This window comes from Cytobacillus sp. EB106-05-05-XG126 (genome assembly GCF_058791715.1).
The window spans coordinates 21,675-43,058 of record NZ_JBYTDU010000019.1 but is presented as its reverse complement, the minus strand read 5'-3'; the positions used below and the strand labels follow the sequence as shown (position 1 = coordinate 43,058).

Annotated in this window: 16 protein-coding genes and 1 riboswitch; all 16 genes read right to left on the bottom strand. The window is 41.5% G+C overall.

Going from position 1 to position 21,384, the window contains the following annotated elements:
- Positions 1–129: 129 nt before the first annotated feature.
- Positions 130–231: riboswitch (purine riboswitch) on the bottom strand.
- A 70-nt stretch (positions 232–301) separates the two neighbouring features.
- The 16 genes from AC3WTL_RS23240 to essC all read right to left on the bottom strand — a co-directional run bounded on the left by AC3WTL_RS23240 (position 302) and on the right by essC (position 21,376).
- Positions 302–2,506, bottom strand: a complete 2,205-nt coding sequence (locus tag AC3WTL_RS23240) for a transglutaminase TgpA family protein (protein ID WP_163141762.1) — start codon at positions 2,504–2,506, stop codon at positions 302–304.
- A complete protein-coding gene (locus AC3WTL_RS23235; RefSeq protein ID WP_248349440.1) occupies positions 2,506–3,720 on the bottom strand; it encodes a DUF58 domain-containing protein in 1,215 nt (404 codons plus the stop codon). The genes AC3WTL_RS23240 and AC3WTL_RS23235 overlap by 1 nt, the downstream gene beginning before the upstream one ends.
- Position 3,721: 1 nt before the next feature.
- The gene (locus AC3WTL_RS23230; RefSeq protein WP_048010864.1) at positions 3,722–4,678 is read right to left on the bottom strand and encodes an AAA family ATPase; all 957 of its coding nucleotides are present in this window, start codon (positions 4,676–4,678) and stop codon (positions 3,722–3,724) included.
- 183 nt (positions 4,679–4,861) lie between these two features.
- Positions 4,862–6,319 carry an esterase/lipase family protein gene (locus AC3WTL_RS23225; RefSeq protein WP_163141754.1) on the bottom strand — a complete coding sequence of 486 codons (1,458 nt, stop codon included), beginning with the start codon at positions 6,317–6,319 and terminating at the stop codon, positions 4,862–4,864.
- Between the two features lie 162 nt (positions 6,320–6,481).
- Entirely contained in the window at positions 6,482–8,176 is a 1,695-nt protein-coding gene (locus AC3WTL_RS23220; RefSeq protein ID WP_248349442.1) for a transglutaminase domain-containing protein, read from the bottom strand.
- Between the two features lie 324 nt (positions 8,177–8,500).
- Entirely contained in the window at positions 8,501–8,872 is a 372-nt protein-coding gene (locus AC3WTL_RS23215; protein ID WP_163141748.1) for a hypothetical protein, read from the bottom strand.
- 129 nt (positions 8,873–9,001) lie between these two features.
- A complete protein-coding gene (locus tag AC3WTL_RS23210; protein WP_492370110.1) occupies positions 9,002–9,553 on the bottom strand; it encodes a DUF5381 family protein in 552 nt (183 codons plus the stop codon).
- Positions 9,554–9,611: 58 nt separating this feature from the next.
- Entirely contained in the window at positions 9,612–10,163 is a 552-nt protein-coding gene (locus AC3WTL_RS23205; protein WP_163141745.1) for a DUF5381 family protein, read from the bottom strand.
- Between the two features lie 66 nt (positions 10,164–10,229).
- Positions 10,230–10,781 (bottom strand): DUF5381 family protein, encoded by a 552-nt coding sequence (locus AC3WTL_RS23200; RefSeq protein WP_163141774.1) that lies wholly within the window; start codon positions 10,779–10,781, stop codon positions 10,230–10,232.
- A complete protein-coding gene (locus AC3WTL_RS23195; RefSeq protein ID WP_492370109.1) occupies positions 10,774–11,586 on the bottom strand; it encodes a YfjC family protein in 813 nt (270 codons plus the stop codon). The genes AC3WTL_RS23200 and AC3WTL_RS23195 overlap by 8 nt, the downstream gene beginning before the upstream one ends.
- Before the next feature lie 9 nt (positions 11,587–11,595).
- Positions 11,596–12,846 (bottom strand): hypothetical protein, encoded by a 1,251-nt coding sequence (locus AC3WTL_RS23190; RefSeq protein WP_248349443.1) that lies wholly within the window; start codon positions 12,844–12,846, stop codon positions 11,596–11,598.
- Between the two features lie 43 nt (positions 12,847–12,889).
- Positions 12,890–13,033, bottom strand: coding sequence for a hypothetical protein (locus tag AC3WTL_RS23185; RefSeq protein ID WP_163141736.1), 144 nt, complete (start codon positions 13,031–13,033; stop codon positions 12,890–12,892).
- A 27-nt stretch (positions 13,034–13,060) separates the two neighbouring features.
- Positions 13,061–13,363 (bottom strand): WXG100 family type VII secretion target, encoded by a 303-nt coding sequence (locus AC3WTL_RS23180; protein ID WP_048010869.1) that lies wholly within the window; start codon positions 13,361–13,363, stop codon positions 13,061–13,063.
- Positions 13,364–13,531: 168 nt separating this feature from the next.
- Positions 13,532–14,011: a type VII secretion protein EssA gene (gene essA / locus AC3WTL_RS23175; protein WP_163141730.1), complete on the bottom strand. Its 480-nt coding sequence runs from the start codon at positions 14,009–14,011 to the stop codon at positions 13,532–13,534.
- Positions 14,001–16,907, bottom strand: coding sequence for a type VII secretion protein EsaA (gene esaA / locus AC3WTL_RS23170; protein WP_492370108.1), 2,907 nt, complete (start codon positions 16,905–16,907; stop codon positions 14,001–14,003). Before esaA ends, essA begins: the two co-directional genes overlap by 11 nt.
- Positions 16,904–21,376 carry a type VII secretion protein EssC gene (gene essC, locus AC3WTL_RS23165; protein WP_492370107.1) on the bottom strand — a complete coding sequence of 1,491 codons (4,473 nt, stop codon included), beginning with the start codon at positions 21,374–21,376 and terminating at the stop codon, positions 16,904–16,906. The genes esaA and essC overlap by 4 nt, the downstream gene beginning before the upstream one ends.
- Between the last annotated feature and the right edge of the window lie 8 nt (positions 21,377–21,384).

Genomic DNA, 21,384 nt, shown 5'->3' with positions numbered 1-21,384 from the left:
AAATATCTAGTAAAAATATAATTTCTCAAGCATTTCATATATTTCAGCGGGAAGCTGGACAATAAAAAAAACCGGAACTCTTTCTCCACAAAAAAAGTGAAGGCAGAATTCCGGTTTTCACGTATAGCAAAAAACTTCTTCTGCCTTCATAGTCAGATCATTTACGGCGATCCGGTAGAGACTTTCGAACCATATTATCGAGGATATATGAAGGTGCATGATTTAATTGTGTAAAACGGCAAAACCCGAACAATATGCCGCTGTCTTATTTGCCTATTGTAACAACAGCCACAAATCCTGGTCAAGCTATTGTCCTTTTAATTAAATTTTCCCACAATTCCTTCGTATCATTCCAGCTTCCTTCTTTCAGGACCCCCCTGTAGACAAGCTCTTCGTAGTGTGCTGTCAGCCTGCTCATTTCCCTTGTTGAGAAAAAGCTGTCAACATACTTGGCATAATCCCTTAAGGTTTGTCCGCTTTTCCGTTTTAACCCGTATCGGTCTAATTCTTTTAAAAGAATCAGGTAAGCCTTGGAGAAGTGCTCATCATTTCTTGTTCTTTTAAATCTCCAGATGAAATAATGAGGAAGCCATTTACCCCGTTTTTGGAAAATCACGATAACAAACAAAGCAGCTGCCACTACGGCTGCTCCGATGACTTTCCAATGTTCTTTAAAGAAAGACTCTATATTGCCCCAAAGCTTTTCTAAAGTAAAAGCCGATTCTTTCGATGATGTTACTTCAGGCTTGTCCGGCTTGACAGGAGTCTCAGTCTCTTTTGGCTCTTCTGCCTCCGGCTGGCTCGTATTTTGGCCTGCAGCGTCAAAGTTGAACTGAACGTTATTATTGAAACCCTGAGTTGGTTCAAATGGAACCCAGCCCATTTCAGGAAAATAAATTTCCACCCATGAATGGGCATTATTATTGGTTATTTCAAATAAACGGAGACCAGACCCGAGCGATTGCTTGAATTCTCCTTCTGTATAGCCCTTCACCCATCTTGCCGGCAATCCGATTGACCTCGCCATAACCACCATGGAAGAAGAGAAATTGTCGCAATACCCCTGCTTGGTATCAAATAAAAATTGGTCCACATAATCCTCATTCTCATCCGGAACAGCTACGTCTGTCTGGCTGTAGGTATATTCTGCCCTTCGGAAATACCTCTCAAGCTCCCTCGCTTTTTCAAACCAATCCGGCTTATCCTGAGTGATTTCCTGCGCCAGCTCCCTGACTCTTTTTGGTAATTCTTCAGGCAGCTGTGTATATCGGGACAAAAATTCCTCAGGAAGTGATTCCGCTTGTGCTCCCGATGCCTTCATGGCAGTTACACTGTATTCAGGCACCGCAAAACCCAATTTGTAATCTTCCAATGCAAATGGCCTTCCACTATCCAATGTCCGGATCTTTTCTGTGGCCGTTTCCAGCTCATAGGTAATGAAAGGCGAAGCTTTAATACTTTTTAACCCTAATGGATACACCACATGAGGGTAATTCATAAATGTATATACGGAGCTTACTTCTTCAGTGGTTTCAATTGCATCGTTGTCGATGAACGATGTAACCGGGATTTCCTCTCCCAATCCGAACGGAAGATATTCCCCTTCAGGCTGGGAGGTTACCCATCCCTTGCCTGTATACGTATCTTTCGTTTCCACCTTCCAGTAATGGCGGGACTCCACTTCCGCCCTGAAAACAACAGCGTTATCTCCTATAAAAGGGCCGCCAAGGCGGGAATCGTCTTCACCATAGCCGATTTTCTGAATGCCCGGTCCATCACCCCCGCTGTTTTGCCCATAGGATTTAATAAACGGAACAGGATCAGGCCAAATCGGTTCTGCCTTAGGAGCAGCAAATCCCAATCCGGCGCTTAGCGCGATCAGGGCAGTCAGCGGAATCATCCATTTTCGCGATAGAGAGGCTTCTTTCTTCAGCCCTTCCTGCTCCAGAAGGCGGTTAAACGTTAAGATGCCCATAACCGCAAAGCCCGCAATAACTGTCCTGACAATCGCTGTGTCTGCCGCGTAAGGCGTAAAGGTGTCCAGAACTGTTATATAAATGAGTGTCATGAAAAAGAAAATGAAAATCTGCCTGCGATTAATCAGCCAGTACTGAATCAAATAGGTCATCAGCCACAGCAGTATGAAAAACAGCAGGCTTCTGAAAAGATTGGTTATGGCGGGCCAGTCTCTCTCAGCAAGCAAACCAAAGTTGTGCCATATATCCGATGCAAATGCTTCTATCCAGGAAAACTGAAAAAAGGAGCCTTCAAAATATAAATAATGCAGCTCATATAAAATATAAAGCACCTTAATAATACTGCTCATTACTGGACTTACGCCAAAGAAAGCCAGCAGGAGTGACAATACAAGGAACACAAGGAAAACGATAATATTCGACGTATCTGTCAGCTCTTCAACCGGGCGCAGCCATTCCCATAATAAGAAAAAGCCAAGAACATAAAGAAGAAAGGTGGCAAAATCCTTTTGAACCCGCTGATATCCCATTACATGCCCACCCCCGAAAACACATCTGCAAAATGTCCGTTATGAACAAATATTACCCGGATTCCCCTGGCATTCGCAGAGGCTTTAAGCAGCAGTTCATCACCGGAAGGAGATTCAAGCTCATTTTTGATTAAAAATATCGTCAAGGTTCCATTTTTGGACGTAAAAAATCCGGCTTTCTCAATAAGTGCTTTTGTTAATTGTGCTGTAACAATCATCAGCTGACTGTTCTGCTGCAGAAGAAAATGCTCTGCTTCAAGAACCCGGTCCACGGATGCTGCCGAAGCATCTTTTATTTTTGCCAAATGATGAAACAGCTGGAGCTGGTGTGCTTCTCCGCCTCTGATCGGAAAAGCTGTCCGGGCAGCTGCAGAGGTCAAAAACCCAACCTGTGCTCCTTTACGGAGAATAGCCCTCACAATGGAAGCAGTAAACGAAACGATGGCCTCAAATCGGCTATCCGCTGAACAGTCCATCATGATATAGACATCATGGGATTGCCTTTGTTCAAATTCCTTGGTCATAATATCATTTCGCTTTGCGGTAGCTTTCCAGTTAATCCAGGAAAATCTGTCTCCCGGCTGATACTCCCTGATGCCGATTGCCATGGAAGTATCCCTTTGCACCCGCTCTTTTGAAGCAGTCATTCCCTGGTCGTAATGATGTGCCATGGGCTTATAGATGATTTCCTCATACGCCGGGTAGACAATCATCCTGCTCTCAGCGGGAGCTTGCCTTTCTTTCTCTACTAAACCAAGCAGATCACCTGTTTTAAAACGGACAGAGGCAAAAAAATGCTCTCCCCTCGGCAGACTGTTAATCTTGTATTGAATGGACATTTCCTTCTGAAATCCCGGAAATAAGAATCTCTTTGCCACGTTTGACTTCCCGGCATGCAGGAGCTGTTCACTCATTTCATCCTCAATGACGAGGTACAATAAAGGAAAAGCTGATTCCCTGCTTATCCTCAAAGTAATCACAGCCTGCTCACCCGCATTGTATTCTGTTTTCGGCAGAATCCGCTCCACTTTAATGCCGTTTAATGAATAAAACGACAGACCCAGTGCATATAAAGCAAACGGCACAAAGCTGTAAAACAAAAACCAGCTGACAAAGCCGCCCTGGAACATGGCATACGAAAAGGTGAACAAAATAAGCAGAAATAGCACAATCAGCTTCCAGACACCTTTCAGTGTATTTAACAGCTGTTTCATTTTACTTCACTAGCCTTTGTACAGGGACAGAAACCCTGGCAATGACCCGGCCCACCACTTCTTCAGCGGTAATGCCCTCAAATTTCGCCTCGGATCTTAAGATAATTCTGTGAACAAAAACAGCTGGCGCCAAATACTGAATGTCATCCGGAAGAACATAATCGCGGCCATACATGAATGCATAAGCCTGGGCTGCTTTCATTAAAGCAATCGAACCGCGCGGACTGGCCCCTAGATACACACTGCTGTGGTTACGGGTTCCACCCGCAATCTCAACAATATAGCGTTTAATCGTTTGATCCACATGCACTTCTTTAATTTCTGTCTGCAGAGAGCGCAATTCAGCCAGATCCATTACCGTTTCCAGATCTTCTATCGGCGGAATGCGCTGCGCCCGATTCAAGACCTCCATCTCATCCGCGATATCCGGATAGCCCATTTTCATTTTTAAAAGGAATCTGTCCAGCTGCGCTTCCGGTAGTGGATAGGTTCCCTCATATTCGATGGGATTTTGCGTTGCCATAACGAAGAAGGGTCTTTCTAGACGATGCGTCACTCCGTCGATGGTCACACTGCTTTCTTCCATCCCTTCAAGAAGAGCGGATTGCGTCTTGGGAGAGGTTCGGTTGATTTCGTCTGCTAAAATAATATTGCCCATAATGGGACCAGGCCTGAACTGAAACTCCATTTCCTTCGGATTATAGATGGATACACCTGTCACATCCGAAGGCAGCAAATCAGGCGTGAATTGGATGCGTTTAAATGCAGCTCCAACTGACTTGGCCAGCGCACGAACCATCATCGTTTTCCCGACACCCGGAACATCTTCGAGCAGAACATGTCCTTCCGCTAAAAGCGCCACTAGGCTTAACTCTGCGACATCCCGTTTGCCGATCATGACTTTTTCAATATTTCCTAATACCCTCTCAATTGCAGGGTGCATCTGATTTCGATCCATGTGAAATCTCTCCCCTTTATCTATATCTCTAATTCCACTAATTTACAATTTCCTAAATTTAATTCTAACCTATTATATATTCGCTGTCGCGCTGGAAACTCCTGTGTTTTTCTTAGAATGACGCTATCTTCTAAATGGTTTTAGAACATTAATAAAGGCTGCTTCTCAGCAGCCAGATACCAGTTAGTTATGTCGTTTTCCATTCTGATCTATATAAAAAGATTCGATAAGTGTTCTTTCATATGGCTTTCCAGTTTCGCTAATGCCTTTTATTTCCGTTGTCACATTGTATATGCCTTCCTGTGAAAAATCACTACCGGTCATGAGGCCAGGCTTTTCTCCTTTCGCTTCTTGCTGCAGCTTTTTCCCTGAAGAATCAAACCCGAAGCGGATCCATTTTGTTTTATAGGCTTTATGACCTTTTGCAGACTTGCCCTGAATTTTATCATTTAACGGGCTGTTTAGTGTAACGTTGTATAGGTAAGATGCATTTGCCGAAGCCTTTAACAGCCAGCTTCCTGCTTTAGGATACTCGATTTCAAACTGGTGAACCCAAGCTCCTTTGAAGAAATCGGATTCTTCTTTATACGATTTTCCCGTTTTATATTCTTTTCCATCCGGACTAATTAATTTTAAAGCAGACAAATTCTTTTCGCTTAAAAAAGAAACGGTTATGGAGTTTACATTATCCTCCACGGAAAACTGCTCACTTATTGCACTGATAGCTTTCCCGCCTTTTACAATCGAATGGGCGCGAGGCTTGCCGGCAGCGGTTTCTGAGCTTGGAGCTGAGAGAACTGCGGCAGGCTGAGTAATAGTGGTATAGGGCCTGAACACCGGAAATGTATAGGATCCTTCCCGAATGGTTGTATGATTCCAGCCGCCTTCCTGAACAATGGAAGCTCCAGGCAGCCGGGAATTAACTGCTGTCACAACACCATCGTTTTTTCCGTACGTGCTCAGATATAAACCTCCCCAGTAGGAAGCACTGCCAAATGAACCCCATTTGGTGCCGCCAAGTGTATAATAACGATTTTTTCCAGCATTTTGATGGGAATCTGTAAGGCTTCGAAAGTATTGCATACTGCCTGTCTGCAGGGATTCGGTAGCTTCATTATTGTTTCCAAGAAGTGCAGCAAGCCACCAGGCGGCGCTGCTGTGTGCAAGATCTGCAAGCTGGGTGCCATGATGAGGAGAGGATAGAGAGATGACGTTTGATACATAGGGGTGGGCGTTGTAATGCACAAGCGCTGTCTGAATATCCACACCGCCTTTGCTATAGCCAATGACCACCAGTTTTTTTCCGCCGAAATGATGGTACATTTCCTGGAGCTTTTCAGCCAGAATGGCACCATTCGTCCACATATCCCGGTCATGATGAAGATCGATGAAGGCTGTTTCATATCCATTTGCCAAAGCCACTTCATACATATCATTTCCTTCATGCCAGACAGCTGACGAATTATTATAGCCGTGCACAAATACAAGAGGTGATTTGGAAGGGTCAATGCTTGAAGGTGATTCTCCGGCATACCAGTAACCCGGAGTCCCGCTGTCATCACCGCCAAAGCCGCCAGCCTTCACCATACCAGGGAAAATCAGCATCATACAAAAGATCACTCCTGCCATTTGTTTTATCAAGCTATTTCCTCCTTAACGGAGATCCGGACGGAAATCCAGTCAATTTTACTTTATAATTTTCAGAATATTTGTTAAAGGGTATTTCGAATTAATTTCCATTCCTTTGGCAGAGAGAGAGAAGAAAAAAAAGCCACAGGACAAAGCCCCATGACTTTTTGCAGTTTAGTATGATACACCTGTACGGTTATGAGTTTTTTCAAACTCTGCTTGATTCGGATCAAAGTATTTTTCATTGAAAGCTGCCACGAATTTATCATCCTTAATGTAACCCGCTCCCCATGTAGGATCCATCGTGAGCCAGCTTCCATCCACTTTCACTTCCACCCATGCATGCTTCTGCGGCCAGAATCCGCCGAAAGCAGTTCCTTCAATAAAGCGGGCTTCCATGTTGCTGGCCCGAAGCAGCGCAATGGCCAGATAAGAATAATCCTGGCAGACGCCCGTTTTGGAATCAAGTGTCTTGAGCGCACTATCATCCCAGCTGAAGTCATCTGTTTCGAGCTTATTTACATCATATGAAACGGTTTTAGCGACATAATCATAGATGGCCTTCGCCTTTTCCCTTTCACTGCTAACGCCCTCTGTCAGCTCTTGCGCCAATTCGGTAATCTGCGGCGCATCGGACTGAACGCCTCTTGAAGGAAGCAGGTCCCGCTTATCCTCGCCTGTTGACTCCACCTCAAATTTGGCAAATCCATAAAAGCGGAAATAATCACTGTTCTCTTCCTTAATTTCCGGCACACTTAGTGTGACTTCATATGTGCCAGGACCAAACCTTAAATAAAAAGAATCATCAAACGTGAAATCTTTTACAGGGATAACATCCAGTGCTTCGTCTTCACCTTTTTTAGTCGTAATGTAAATATGATCTGTTTCAGGACCGAATTCTGCCTGCGGATCAATTTTTCCTTTTACAGAAAAGACACCGTCAGACTTCTCACCGCCATACTGCGGGTATTCAAGCGCCACTCCCCGCTCCTCATATGTTTTAGAAAATTCAATTGGGCTCATCGTCCTATCAGACTCGTTGTCTATTAAAATGGTTGTGGCTGTCTGATAGTAATTTTCCCGCTCTTTGTCAGGAACGAGCACCTCAAGCTTGTGCAGGCCTTTTCCATAGAATAACGGCACATCATAAGAGAACTTGCCTTCTTTCAGCGAAATGACATGCTTCCACATTTCCGATTCCTTATTCAGCTTTAGCATGATTGTATCGCCGTCTGTCAGACTTCCTGCTTCCCCTTTTAACTTGAATACTTCATTGCCTTTTAGATAGCTTGATTCAATGTCCAAAGTCAGCTCTGCTTCCTGGCCAAACGGAGTAAACGTTACATCGCGCTCTGTATCCTGATTCACATTGTGTACAGTGAACGAGGCAAGATCATAATAATAATTTTCACTATCCGTGCTTGGAAGCTGAACTGTTACCTTATACTCGCCTTCCCCATTAAATAACCGGATATTCTGTTTGAACTTCCCTTCTTTGATGGGTGCGTAGTATTCCTGATCATTCCCTGCCGGTCCCTCCTCTGTGGAACGAACCTTGATCCAGGCGTAGTCTGATTTGAGATCAGAGTACTTCTCAACCTCTCCCTGCACAGCCAACTTGCCATTTGCAGCAAACTCCTTATACTCCGGATTCTTCAGAGCTGCCCCGACTTCCTCGCTGTAAGAAGTCAGCTCAAGGGGTTCGAGCTCAAGTTCCTTGTTTTTCTCTTTAACCAATTTTTCATATTTGTCTTCTTCCTTTTTCTCCGCTTTGGCTTCGGAATTGCTTTCAGAGCTGCTGCAGGCTGAGAGGAATAGGAAGCTGGTTAGTAATACGATTAATATGGTGATGGGGCTTTTCTTTGGCATGGGGGTCCTCCTCTTTGTTTCTTTAACTCTAAATTTACATACGTACATTATCCCTTAAAGTTTCAGAGACTCAGCCCTTTTGGCCTTTACACCCTCAATTATGGATAATAATAAAATGAGCGCTTCCCACATTAGAGCCAAAACCAGGAGAACTGAGCCTTCTTCACTCCAGCTCGATTTGTTTATATAGAGAAATAAGATAGCTAAAAACAACACCAAATTACTTTTCCAAAAAAATAAAAACTCTCTGTTAAATAGGAATTTCTTTTGCTTTCCTTTTGCAGTCAAAATCTCTCCCCCTCTCCCGGTTATTAACGACTTGTATTAGTTAAAAACAGCCACCAGACCGAAGCCTGTAAAGATAAGAAAGAGAAAGAAAAATATAGATGCCAATTTATTAAGAATAATAGGAAGCCTATTTAACATATGCTGAATATGGTAATTCACACCTGAAGTGATAATAGCAATATATTTAAAACAATAGTCAAGGAAAGTCCTAGGCTGTTCATACACATTTACTTCATAGAGGGTAATAACTAGTTTTTGAACAAAAATAGAGAAAAAGGCAAAAACAGCATTTGCTGTAATCATTAGAGCAATATAAGAGCTTGGAATTGGAATATCTATCCCAGTCAGCATTAAAGAAATTAATGTCCATATTAGAAATACTGCAGTAAAGGCGATTAAATTTTTCATATTATTCTCCTTCCGATAGGGAGAGACGGCTGATCTCAAAACAAAAGCTCTTTATAGGGGTGACCCTTAAAGAGCTGCTCTTCACAGTTCCAATATTCAAAGTTAAAATCAAAAATACTCAGATAAGCTTTACTCAATCCTGTGTTCCTGCCTGACATAGTTATCTTCTTCTCTTAACTTATCGAGGTCGATTTTCCGATCCCATACTTTCCTGGCATTGTCATTCATATAAGGAAAAATGTATTGATCTACAATCACCTGAAAATCACCATCATCCAAGAGATTATAGGTGCGAATCTTTATTTTTTGACCATCTAAGGTTTCAATAACAATATCGTTTATAAGGTTTAAAAGATTTCTGACTAAATTGATATTACGAATATTACCTATAGATATCGTTTTCTTTTTAGCATTAACAGTTCCCTTTTCACCCGGAACTATTTTAAACAAAACCTTTCCTGGCATTAATCCAGGCAGGCTCCAAAAAGTCAAATGAAGATAGAAGGGAGTGAAAACAATTCCTCCACCAAGATAGAGAAATAAATATTTAGAATTAAACTTGAGTCCATGAATGATTAAGAAGATACATGCAAGCAAAAATCCAACTGTAGCCAAAAACATCCATACATACATGAACTTAGAACCTTTTATGATTACCGTGTCACCTTTATTCTGAATCATTGACAAACTATACTCACCCCTTGGACCCGGCAGAGAAAGAGAGTTTCACACATAGACGTTATTCAGCCTTTGGTTCTTGCCTCTCATAATTAGCCTGCTGCCGAAGGCTCTCCAGGTTTATTTTTCGATCCCAAACTTTTCTAGCGTTTTCTGTCATATAAGGATATATAAATTGGTCAACTATTATCTGATAGCGAAAATCACCAATCAGGTTATACGTGCGAATTTTAAACTTTTTATCATTGAAAGTTTCAATAACAATATCATTAATTAAATTTAATGGATTTCTTACAAGATCAATGTTTCGAATATCCTTAATTGGAACAATGCCTTTTTTTGATTTAATCAGTCCATTTTCTCCGGGGATAATAGTCAGCAAGGTTTTACCCGGAATTAGGCCTGGTAAATTCCAAAGAGTGATATATAGATAAAAAGGAGTGAAAATTATTCCACCGCCAAGATAGAATAAAGAATATTTAGAGTCAAACTTCAATCCGTGAACAATTAGAAAGATACATGCTATTAAAAAACCTGCAGTAGCAAGAGACATTAGCACATAATAAATTTTTGATCCCTTCACCTTTATGGAGTAATCTTTATTTTGAATCATCGATAGATCGCCCCCTGAGAAAGCTCTCTCCTTTGAGAAGACTTGTTTGATCGATTCAATTAATTTTTATTCAATTTTAGGCTCTTTTCTCTCGTATCTTGCCACTTTACGAAGACGTTCAAGATCTACCTTTCTGTCCCAAACCTCTTTTGCATTTTCAGTCATATATGGATAAATGTATTGATCTACAATCATTTCATAATCTAAGTCCCCAAGAAGATTATACGTTCTAATTTTTATCTTTTTATCATTGAATGTATCAATAACAATGTCGTTGATTAAATTTAATGGATTTCTGACTAAATTGATACTGCGAATATTACTTATAGATACCATATCTTTTTTAGCATTAACTGTTCCCTTTTCTCCCGGGAATATTCTAAACAAAACCCTTCCTGGCATTAATCCAGGCAGGCTCCAAATAGTTAAATAAAGATAGAAGGGAGTTAATACGATTCCTCCGCCAAGATAGAGGAAAGAATATTTAGAATTGAATTTCAGTCCATGTATAATTAAGAAGATACATGCAAGTAAAAATCCTACTGTAGCCAAAAACATCCATACATACATGAACTTAGAACCTTTTATTAATACAGGTTCTCCTTTTTTCTCAATCATGGACAAGAGGAATCCCTCCTTGGACAGAATTGTTAAATAATAGGTTACTAATAGATGTCTCGTCTGCCCTTTGAACATTTAAATCAAGATTATCGTCTCTTGAAATCATCCAGAAGTCCACTTTCCCAGGAACAATAAAAATTAGATCAATTAAATCAGGATTTTTTGCAGAATCATATCCAAGACTAAGTAAACTGTCCATTCTGCCTTTTCTATTGGAAATATCTTTTAAAAACTCAAATGAGAATGAACCATTAACTCTATTTTCCCACTTTTGAGCAGTAGATTCCGACAATGAATCTGATTCACTCATATCACCTAAGAATTCTTCAAATTCTTCATTCTTCAAACTAAAAAGCACTTCATCATGTAAAGGCAGCTGGCTAATTTCGAAGAAATTTTTAATACTTGGTATCATATCTTTTGGAGTGGATTTTGAAATATAATGTACTTGATGGTCATGCAATAACTTATGAAGATAAACTTCCCCATTCCCAAAATGAAAGGATATGTTCTCTTCCCCTTCGAACTTTAAATTAAATCTAGAAGCTTTAACCGTCTTCTCCGCATTACTAAGAATATTAATATAAGACTTATAGTCTTCTTTTAATCTATATTGATTATTAACCTCTACCACCATATCTTTTGCCAGCAAAGAGCGAGCTGCAAACTCAAGCAGTAACTTCAATTCGGAATCTTGGAGTGAAGGAAAGTATGTCTCTTTCATAGATATTCCTTCTTCATATAGCCCTTCACTATAAAATGCAAAGATTAATTCTTCTATACTTAGTTGAATGGTACTCATATTGCCTCCTTAAAAAAAAGATAATTTTTTATCTAAAAATCCCTTTGCTCCATCTATTAAAGATCCAGCTGTCTCCTTTGCCTTTGACAATCCTTTTCCAATATCTTTAATTTTCCCTACCGGATCGGACATTGTTTCTTTAATTTGTTTATTAATAACATCAATACCTTTATTTGCTGCTTCAACAGCTTTTCCAGCTTTCTCAAACCCATCTTTAAAAAACTCGACTCCATGGTGCAAAGGCTCTTTAATAAGGATAGCACCTTTTTCAGCAATTCCAGCAGTTAATTTAGCAGCTTTCTCTCCAATAACTCCACCAACGAATGAACCTGCAGCTGCACCAACAACTGTTCCAACGGGACCAGCTAAACTACCTAAAGCTCCCCCTATTACTGCACCTGTAATTGCTCCTCCCGAGATAGCTACTGTATTATTTACAGCATTACCAATTGCTTTAGCATTTTCACGTTTCAAAACATCGGGGTTATTTCCGTACTTAGCATAGTTCTCTGAAATTTTAAGCCCCATTCCTCCGACTTCCATTGCACCGGTTAAAACAACTGTACTTAATGCATTTGTTTTAGCAAATTTGGCACCCGTACTAACGAAAGATTTGAACGTAGTGGGATTAAAAGTTTTATATTTAATTTCATCCAAAAATGCCCTTGAGCTACTCGTAAAATTCGCCACATCATCCGGCAAGTATTTAGCAATCTTTTTATGAACCAAATCCGCAAGCGGTACATCTTTATACTTACTTTTCAAATATAGTGGACTCAGGAATCCTCTTGTCATCGTTCTTAACTTTTTAGTTTCATCAATTTTATCTGTTACTTGTTGAAGGGCCGCCATATGTTTATAGGTGAATACACCATCAGCATTCTTTATAAATTGAGTAAACCCCAACCCATAAAAAGCAAGCTGTTTTGTCATCAATGCTCCAAGAGCTGTTACGGCCCCATACTGCTCATACAACTTATATAACTTACCTACAAGATTATCTGCATCAGCAAATTTATTTGCCACCATCCGCAGGTCAATTTCCATTTCACTAAGCTGCCCGGTAAGCTGATTACCAGTACCCCATGGATCCCCTACATGATAGAAGCAATGCCTATATTCCGCCGGAGCGCTATTGATTAACTCTGCAAGTTCCATATGGAGATTTCTGTATTCGTCTTCAATTCTGGACAAACGAGTAACCAAGTCATTTGCCAGGTCTTCCAGGCGATCTGGATTTACAGAAATTTCATTTCCCATTTCAAAACCTCTCTTCTTTTATGATTTAATTGCTAATTTTGAATTAAAATAAATTTATTATCTGATAGCCTGCTATAAAAACTTGTATTGGCAATAAAAAAAGATCAACACACCCTGGCGCACATCCGTCATCATATGTCTTACTCTTGTCATATGAACCTTTTTTCTTCTCTTCATTATTAGACATAAAAAACCCATCCATTCTTAATATTCTTCAATCCGCTTTAAGTCTGGCCAATCTCTCTAATTCTCTTTGTCTTTCAATTTCTTCTCTGACTCTGTCAACTTCATTTGCAGCGCTTTCCAATTCTCGGCTGATGTTATAGAGATTATCCGAGTGCCTTTGAAAGAGGACACCTGCTTCTTCCAATGCCGAATCAAATTTGTCCCTGGCTTTCCCTTTCCATTCGTCTGCATGGTTTTGGACACTTTGCTTTAGTTTGAATTCCTCTGTTTTAATATCATCTGAAGCTGTCTGAAATACCCTTGCCAGTGCTCTTACATGTGATGAGTTCATTTTGACACCTCATTTTTAAAAGTTTTTTATTTAGAGTCTCGTTATTTCTTACATCCCTAATTCTTTATTCTATTTTTAGAGGGCAGTTATTTTAGAGGAGTTTGCTGAAGAATTTGGTTGCAGTAATTATGTACATGTCTCCAAACCGGAGACATGTACGGGAATTATTTAATTGTCAGGCTGCTTCGCCATCCTCGGAATGAGGAATCCCATAATCACACCTATGGCAATGACAAGCAGAATAATATAAAGAATCATTAATTTGTTATCTTGTTCTGCGGGTACCTGATCCTCCGCCTTGAAAAAGCTTTCCTGTTTCGAATCGGAAAAAAGCTGAAGCTGGTCCGCTTTTGCGGTGATGGTATTAGTAGTGGTTTCACCGCCGTCGAACAGCTTCTCCTTCACTTCCTTCAAAGGATCCAGGTTCTTTTTTGTAAAAGTAAGATCCTTTTGTTCCTCGGGAATCTGCTTCTTATTTTCATAAAGTGATTTTTCATGGAGGTAATCGGTATTCTCTTTGAATTCCTTTTTTTCATAGGTATTCGGAGTCAAGTTATTAAAGTCAGGAGTCGCCCCGGCGTTTTGGCCAGCTATCAGCCAAAACGCCGGAATCAACAGAATGATTTTAATAATTCTTTTAAGCTTCATAAGCTTGGTCCTCATCCCTCTTTGTGCGCAGGTCCTTTATAGACCGGACTGCAAATGGAATGATAGCAAGGAAGGCAATAATGCCAAGTAGTATGAGGATGGCCGGAATAAACAGGGTTTGTGAGTCATACTGAATGGACATATATACCTTGGACATTGGGTCTTCATAGTTAATATTCGGTGCTGTAAGCGCAAGGAACGGACTGATGAAGAAGGCGATGAGACCTACGCTCAAAATCCATCCTGCCAGATTGCCGATCTTGAACCCTGCCAGTACGATGGCTGAGGCTGCCGTCAGCAGCAATATGGTGAAAATGGTCCACTCTATTGCGCGATCCTGTTCCATTGAGTAAATATTGAGGCCGAATATGCTGATAATCAGACCGACAATAAGATTCAGCAGCACAAACATGGAAGCATGGACAAGCATCGGCGCATTTTTGAAATAATGGCTGAAGTATCCGATCATTAAGCTGCTGAGCAGGACAATGGCCAATACAACAACCGGCGGGAGCTTGCTTTCTTCTTTCTTGGCAGCTGTTTCTCCGCTGATTTGAAGCGGACTGGATAATTGTTCGTATACCGGACCATTCTTTTGGCCATTCACATAGGTGTTTCCAAGAAGATTGTAAATATCATCCCGGAACATCTGAGTTGTCTCTACGTTCGAGCCCCACTTTGAATTCAGTGTATCCGCATCCTGCTGGACACTTTGCACCTTTTGCTCCAGTTCGCTTGTATAGGATACGATATTGCTTTGATTTTCTCCGATGGATCCAACAAGATCATTAATCATCAGCATTCTTTGGCTGATTCCCTCTTGTTTGACCATAACGGAAGTTCCGTCAATGCTATCCCCAGGAACTGGAGTATTTGTTGATGATGTTTGAATTTGCTCCCTAACCGAATTTGCATTTTCCTGCAGAGCTGACAAATCTGTCTCGATGGCTGCTTGCTGTTCTTCAATTTTCTTATTGTATTCTGTGAAGAATGCCGTAAACTGGTTTTCGAATTCTGTTAGCTGATTCTGAGATGATAACAACGCTGTGTTTAGGTCATCCTTAGCTTTTTGTTCTTCCTCATTTACAGCTACAATAGTGTTTAACTTCTGTACAAGCTCTTCCAGCTTATCTGGATTTTGACTGTAGGAATTATTAATTAAATCTTCATACTGAATTAGAGAAGCATAATATTCCATCATTTTCACAGGTTCAGTATTGTTAATTTCTAGACCAAAAGCTTCTGGATTATATCCAAGATCAATTAGTTTTTGCTCTTTCTCCTCTATGAGCTTAATCATGGAATCAAAACTCACAGAAACTCCTAGCTGATCTAAAAGGTTTTTATTATCTTCCTGTAAGTTTTTATTTTCTTCTTGTAAGTTTTTATTATCTTCTTGTAAGTTTTTATAAGCTTTATCTAAATTGGTAAGTTCCTCAATCAATTTAGCATTATTAGCCTTGAGTTCCTCGACTACTTTTTGCAGCGGATTCTCTCCTGAATCTATTGTTGCCATTTTTTGCTCCACAGCTATTAATCGCTGTGATAAAGTTGGCAGAATAGTCAAAGCGGATACAACTTGTTCCGGCTTTGTTCCTTCAATTGTTTCTAAAGTTTCTTTCAAAGTTGCAATCTCATTTTCGATACTCAATATCTCTTTTCTTTCCTCTGCCATACCAGGTACAGTTGGATACTCTATGCTCGCTGCCGTTAGTGTGTTAGTCTTAGCCCCACCTGTAACTTTGTCAGAGGCCCCGCCTGTAACTTTGTCAGAATCTGTACCTGTGCCAGGGTTCTCCGGCTGCGTTCCGTCAGATAGCTCTCCTTTTAATGAGCTAATTCTTTCATCAACCTTTTCAAAAGAAGTTCTGTCTTGTTCTTTAAAATATTTATCCAGCTCACTAAATTGCTCAGTAATTTGTCGATCCACCTGTGCATTTCGGATCTCTGATAGATCCCCAAACACATGGGTATTCTCCTCCAACCGCTTCTCAAAACTCTCAATCCCACTGCCCAAGTCCTGTTTTCCCTCAGTCAAGTCACCACTAAGAGCATCCATATGAGCTGGCATCTTCTGTCCCGCAACAGCTTGAATATCGACTACATTTTCATCCTGCATTTTTTGAAGGATACTTTGCTGATTATCCTGGTATTCTTTGTACTGATCTACAAACTGTACAAACGAGCCAAGGTTATCTTCAAATTGGCCGAGGTTATTTTCGCCCTCGGCAGTGCTTTCCGCAGTAGTCTTCACTGTCGACTGAATGCTCTCCAGCATATTGCGCTGCTGTTCGATTTCCGCTGCCAGGTTCTTTGAGCTGGGCTTATAGAAAGCGAGCATGGCATTCTGGAAGTCTATTTCTTTTTGCAAAATGGTATCAAACTGGGATTTCACATTTTCAAGGTCCTGTGATACATAGGTCCAGTACAAGGTTGAAATCTTTCCATTCACACGGTTGGTGGCTGTCTGGATCTCGCGCAGAACCTTTTCCCGGTTAAGTGAGTTCAGCTGGTTCTGAACGGTATATTCAAAATTTGCTTTTTCAGGCTGCTGGCTTTCATAGGACATGATGTTCTTCGAAAAATTGGAAGGAATATAAACAACTGCATCATACTTGGTATTTCTCAAGCCATTTTCTGCAGCACTTCTGCCGATGACAGTCCACTCATATTGTGAGCCGTCTTCGAGGATCGATGTAATTTCCTCTCCAAAATCAAGTGATTTTTCTTCCTTGTCAGCGCCTGTATCTTCATTAACAACAGCTATGGTTCTTGTGGCATTCTCCCTGACCAGCAGAGGATTATCGCCAATGGAGCCAAAAAAGATGGCTGGCGCGGCGATAATCAGAAGCATCACCAAAACCATTTTCACGATATATTTTGTTTTGGCTGTCATGCTAAGACCTTCCTTTCAGTGGCACATAAAGGAATTTGAATTTTTAATTCCTTTCCGTTTATAACGTAATAACCATATCCCGGCTGAATCTCCGCCTCTTTCCGGTCGTATGGAAGGGTAAAGAGCGTCTGCTCTGATTTTTTCATCAGAACGACTGCCTGGCGGATCTGTTTGATTTCTGCCGTTAAGGAATCGTATCCTTTCGTCAGTTCATTATTGCTGCCTGTAACGATGACACTAAAGCCTAGATGGCTTCCGTTTTTCATCAGCCTTGCCATTCTTTCCTGCAGGCTGTTATCCAATGTCTGTGCAAAACGGGAGTATCCATCCACAGCCAGCACAATCGGCGAAAACTCTATATCTGTATTGCCATGCTGGATTGCATTAAGATATTCTTTTTCCCTAAGGGATAACTGGTCTTCCGCCTTTGCTGCCCAATCGCTGATCTGTTCCTTTGTCTCGATATAGACTGACTTTTCCTCACTGGCATAGGATGATAATCCTCTGTCAAAGGAATCAAAAATACCGATGGATTCAGCACCCTGAGCCAGCATTTGATTGATCATGAGCTTAAGAACATTTGTCTTTCCTTTTTGGGCCTGCCCAAGGATAATGCAATGCTTGGTTTTATTGAAGTTTGCATACACAGGTTTGACGGATTCTTCATCAAGGCCAATTGGTACAAGTCCTGTCTGAGTCTCTCCCGCAGTGTAACGGGTAAAGTTAATCGTATTAAGCTCTGCCGGAAGCATCGGCACCTCTTCAGGCTGACTGCAGTTCTTGTATTTCTCCTTCAGTTCCTGAATGTCGGCCCGGATCGATTCCATGATCTCGAAATCATCCTTGCCCTCTGCCGGCAGGAATACCTGTGAAAAATAAGCCTCTTCCATTTTAATAATGGCTCTTCCCGGTATAGGCTCAGGTGCGAACGGAACTCTTCCAAGAACGGAGTAGGCCTCGCTGCTATCCATCAGATAATGGACGACTTTTGTTTTGAGGTTATTCATGAGCGACTGCCGGATTGAATTGATCCGGGTCGCAGCGAAAATCATATAGATGCCGAGTGACTGTCCATCCCTGGCAATCTGATTAATTTGCGTTTCAAGCTCCTGCATTTCCTCTTTTACTAAATCGAAGTTATCAAATGTAATATAGACGAGCGGCAATTTTTCATTGCTCATCGAATTGTACATCTTAATTCCGCTGACTTCCTGCTGCTGGAATAATAGCTTCCTGCGGGCAATTTCATCCTTGATCAGATTCATGAACTTTTCAATTTTTCGTTCTTCATCCATCAGGAAGAAATCGGCCGTATGCGGCAGCTGCCTTAATGGAAGGAGTGAACCATTGCCAAAATCGAAAATATAATAATGTGCTTCTTCAGGAGACCGCTTTTCGGCAATGCTGAGCAGCAATGTCATAATCGTATGGGATTTTCCATAACCGGATGAGCCGAACACCCCTACATTTCCATCCTCTATGATTTGATAGCTTAATGGATACTGGCTCTGCTTCTCAGGCTCATCCACCATTCCTAAATGAATTTCATTATTCTCCTCAGCGCGATAAAGTTTTCTGCTTAAGCGCCCTTCAAGAGGAGGAAGCCATGGACTTCTAAGTTTCTTAATGCCCATCGAGGATTGTGCTGCTTCAATTTCTTCCACCACTGCCTCAATTTCTGTCTTTCCGCCTTTTTTCTTCCCTTGGCGTGAATTTACATCTGATAATGGCACAAGCCCAAGGTCGGTTACGATTGCAATCTCATCCTCTGTCTCAGAAGAGTCCTCCAAATAAGGGGCCCCGCTCCATGCAGATTGGAACAGTTCATAGACTTCATTATTGCCGACCTGCAGATAGCCGCGGCCGGTTACGGTAATAGCAGCGGCATCGCCGTTTTTAATGATCTCCCGGCTGTCATCTGTGTCCTGAACTTTTAAAGCCACACGGAAACGGGCATTACTCCAGATCTGTTCGTCAATGACACCGCCTGGCTTTTGGGTGGCCAGAATTAAGTGAACTCCCAGGCTTCGGCCGATCCGCGCAGCACTGACAAGCTCTCTGATGAATTCCGGCTCTTCACTCTTAAGCTCCGCAAACTCATCGGAAATCAAAAACAGATGAGGCAGCGGCTCCTTTGCCATATTGTTTTTATAAAGGTCAGTGTAATCGTTGATATGATTTACCTGATATTGATCAAAAAGCCTTTGCCGCCTTTTTAATTCACTTTTGATAGAGGCAAGCGCTCTTGAACTGAAGTTTTTGCTGCCTTCAATATTCGTAATCGTACCCAGAAGATGCGGCATGTTCTTAAACGGCTGGGCCATGCCTCCGCCTTTGTAGTCAATCAGCAGGAAAGCGACCTCATGGGGATGGAAGTGAACAGCAAGTGAAAGAATATACGTCTGCAGAAATTCACTCTTACCCGATCCCGTTGTCCCAGCCAGCAAACCGTGCGGGCCATGCGCCTTCTCATGAAGATTCAAAAGCGACAGGTCTTCTTTTCCTTTTAAACCGATTGGAACTGCCAGAGATTTGGAGGACTCTTTTGCAAGCCAGTTCTCTTTAATCGGAAGTTTCCCTACTTCTTTTACTTTCATCATTTCCAGGAAGGAAACGCTATTTGGAATGGAATTGGTCATTCCAATCTGATGATCAAGCGTTCTTAACAGACGGGAAAATTCCTCATTTCCCTTCTTCTGATGAGCATCAAGCTTAAATGGGACGCTCACGGCTTTTTTGTCCTGAATCAGAATGTCCCCTTCTTCCTGATTGACATATCTGACAAGGGTTTGAATATTATCATGAAGACTTTCCTTTGAGTCTGCTGCAAAGATTACGGAGAGTCCCATATTGGAGTGGTCACCCTCCAAATATTCCAGAATCACATGATCTGCAATCAGCTGCTGATTGGCTATGATGAACACGAGGTGAGGCGAATACGCCTGCTTCTCTTTATTTTCATCCAAATCCCTTTCACGCAGGATTTCATAAAGGGAAGACAGCAGCTGATCCCTCGTTTGTTCGTTATATATCAGCCCTTTTGCATGTGCATGCGGCATCTGGAAATGCGGAAGCCATTTGAGCCATTCCCATTTCTTATATTCCTTTTCATTAAAAATGAATACAAACCGCACATCATGATAGCTGTGAAAAAAGGCCAGCTGTCCAATGATCTGGTGTATCTCATTTTTAACAACCGGCTCTTTTCCGATCAGTCCGATTGGCCCCTTTGCAAGGTCAGCCACTACAGGCACATTTCTAACTTCCTTATACACCTTTTCCATTTGCTGTGACTGTTCAAGCAGATCATCGATTTCACGGTTTGCCATGTCCCCTGAACTGACTTTAACTTCGTAGCTCGCAGGCACATTTCCGGTACCCAGCCTGAATTGAAGGAAATCAAAGCTCTGCAGAGGCCGCTCGTAAATCCGGTCGGATATATGGCCCGTAAAATACTTCATTTTCTCAAAGGATGGAAAGTGGAATTCCAGGACATGCTTCTGCTGGTCAGACAGTGCCTGCAGTTCTTTTCGCTTCTCTTCCAGATAGGCAGTATAGACCCGATGCCTGCGCTCTTTCCGCTTTTTTTGATTGCTTTTATCCTTAAAGTACTGAACTGTTGATGTCACTAAAGTGGTCATGAACATGACCATTGAAATGATAATAAAAATCCCTCTTGGCTGAATTAAAGCCACGATGCCCATTACAACCAGCATAATCAGCGGCGGCATGATAATCAGCCATAATCCTCTGCCTGAATCATCCGGCTCCTGCGATGGAAAGGACAGGGAGACCTTCTCATCCGGCATTTCATAGATCATTCTTGGCGTTCTCCGGTAGAGCGGATATTTCTTTGCCATCTCTGATTGCGGCCTGATGGTAATAGGGAGCTTTGATTCATACCCTTCAAAGCTATCAATCTGGAAAAGATCCTCTTCTATTATTCGTATAGACATGAATGGAAAGAAAAGCACATCTCCCATTTCAAGGAAATTCCTCTCTTCAACTCTTTTTCCGTTTATATAAAGCTGTCCTGAACCCGGCTCTGCCATCCAGCCCTTATTTGTTTTTATCAGGTCAAAAGAATGACTCGCATCCATTAAAATGCCGTGCTTTTTATAAATGGATGCTTCCGGGTTATCAGAGGATATCTCTATTTCCCTTTTATAGCCGGAATAGTAGGTCTGACTTTTAATAGCTTCAGAGGTTCCTATTATCGTCAGGGTTTTCCCTTCATCATTTATCTGAAAGGGTTCTCCATCGTTCAGCTTTCCGAGAACCAACTCATTTTGCTTAACTTCATAGAAGCTGTCGTGCTTTTCTATTGACACAATTCCTTTTGTAAAAGGAAACTCCCTTATTGTCACCAGCTGTTCCAGGTCAGGGCCAATAGTGATCCTGCCGCTTTTTTCAATTGGCATAGACAGCTGCTGGCAGTAATCGCTGTAAAACAACCATAACTGTTCCATCTCTCCAC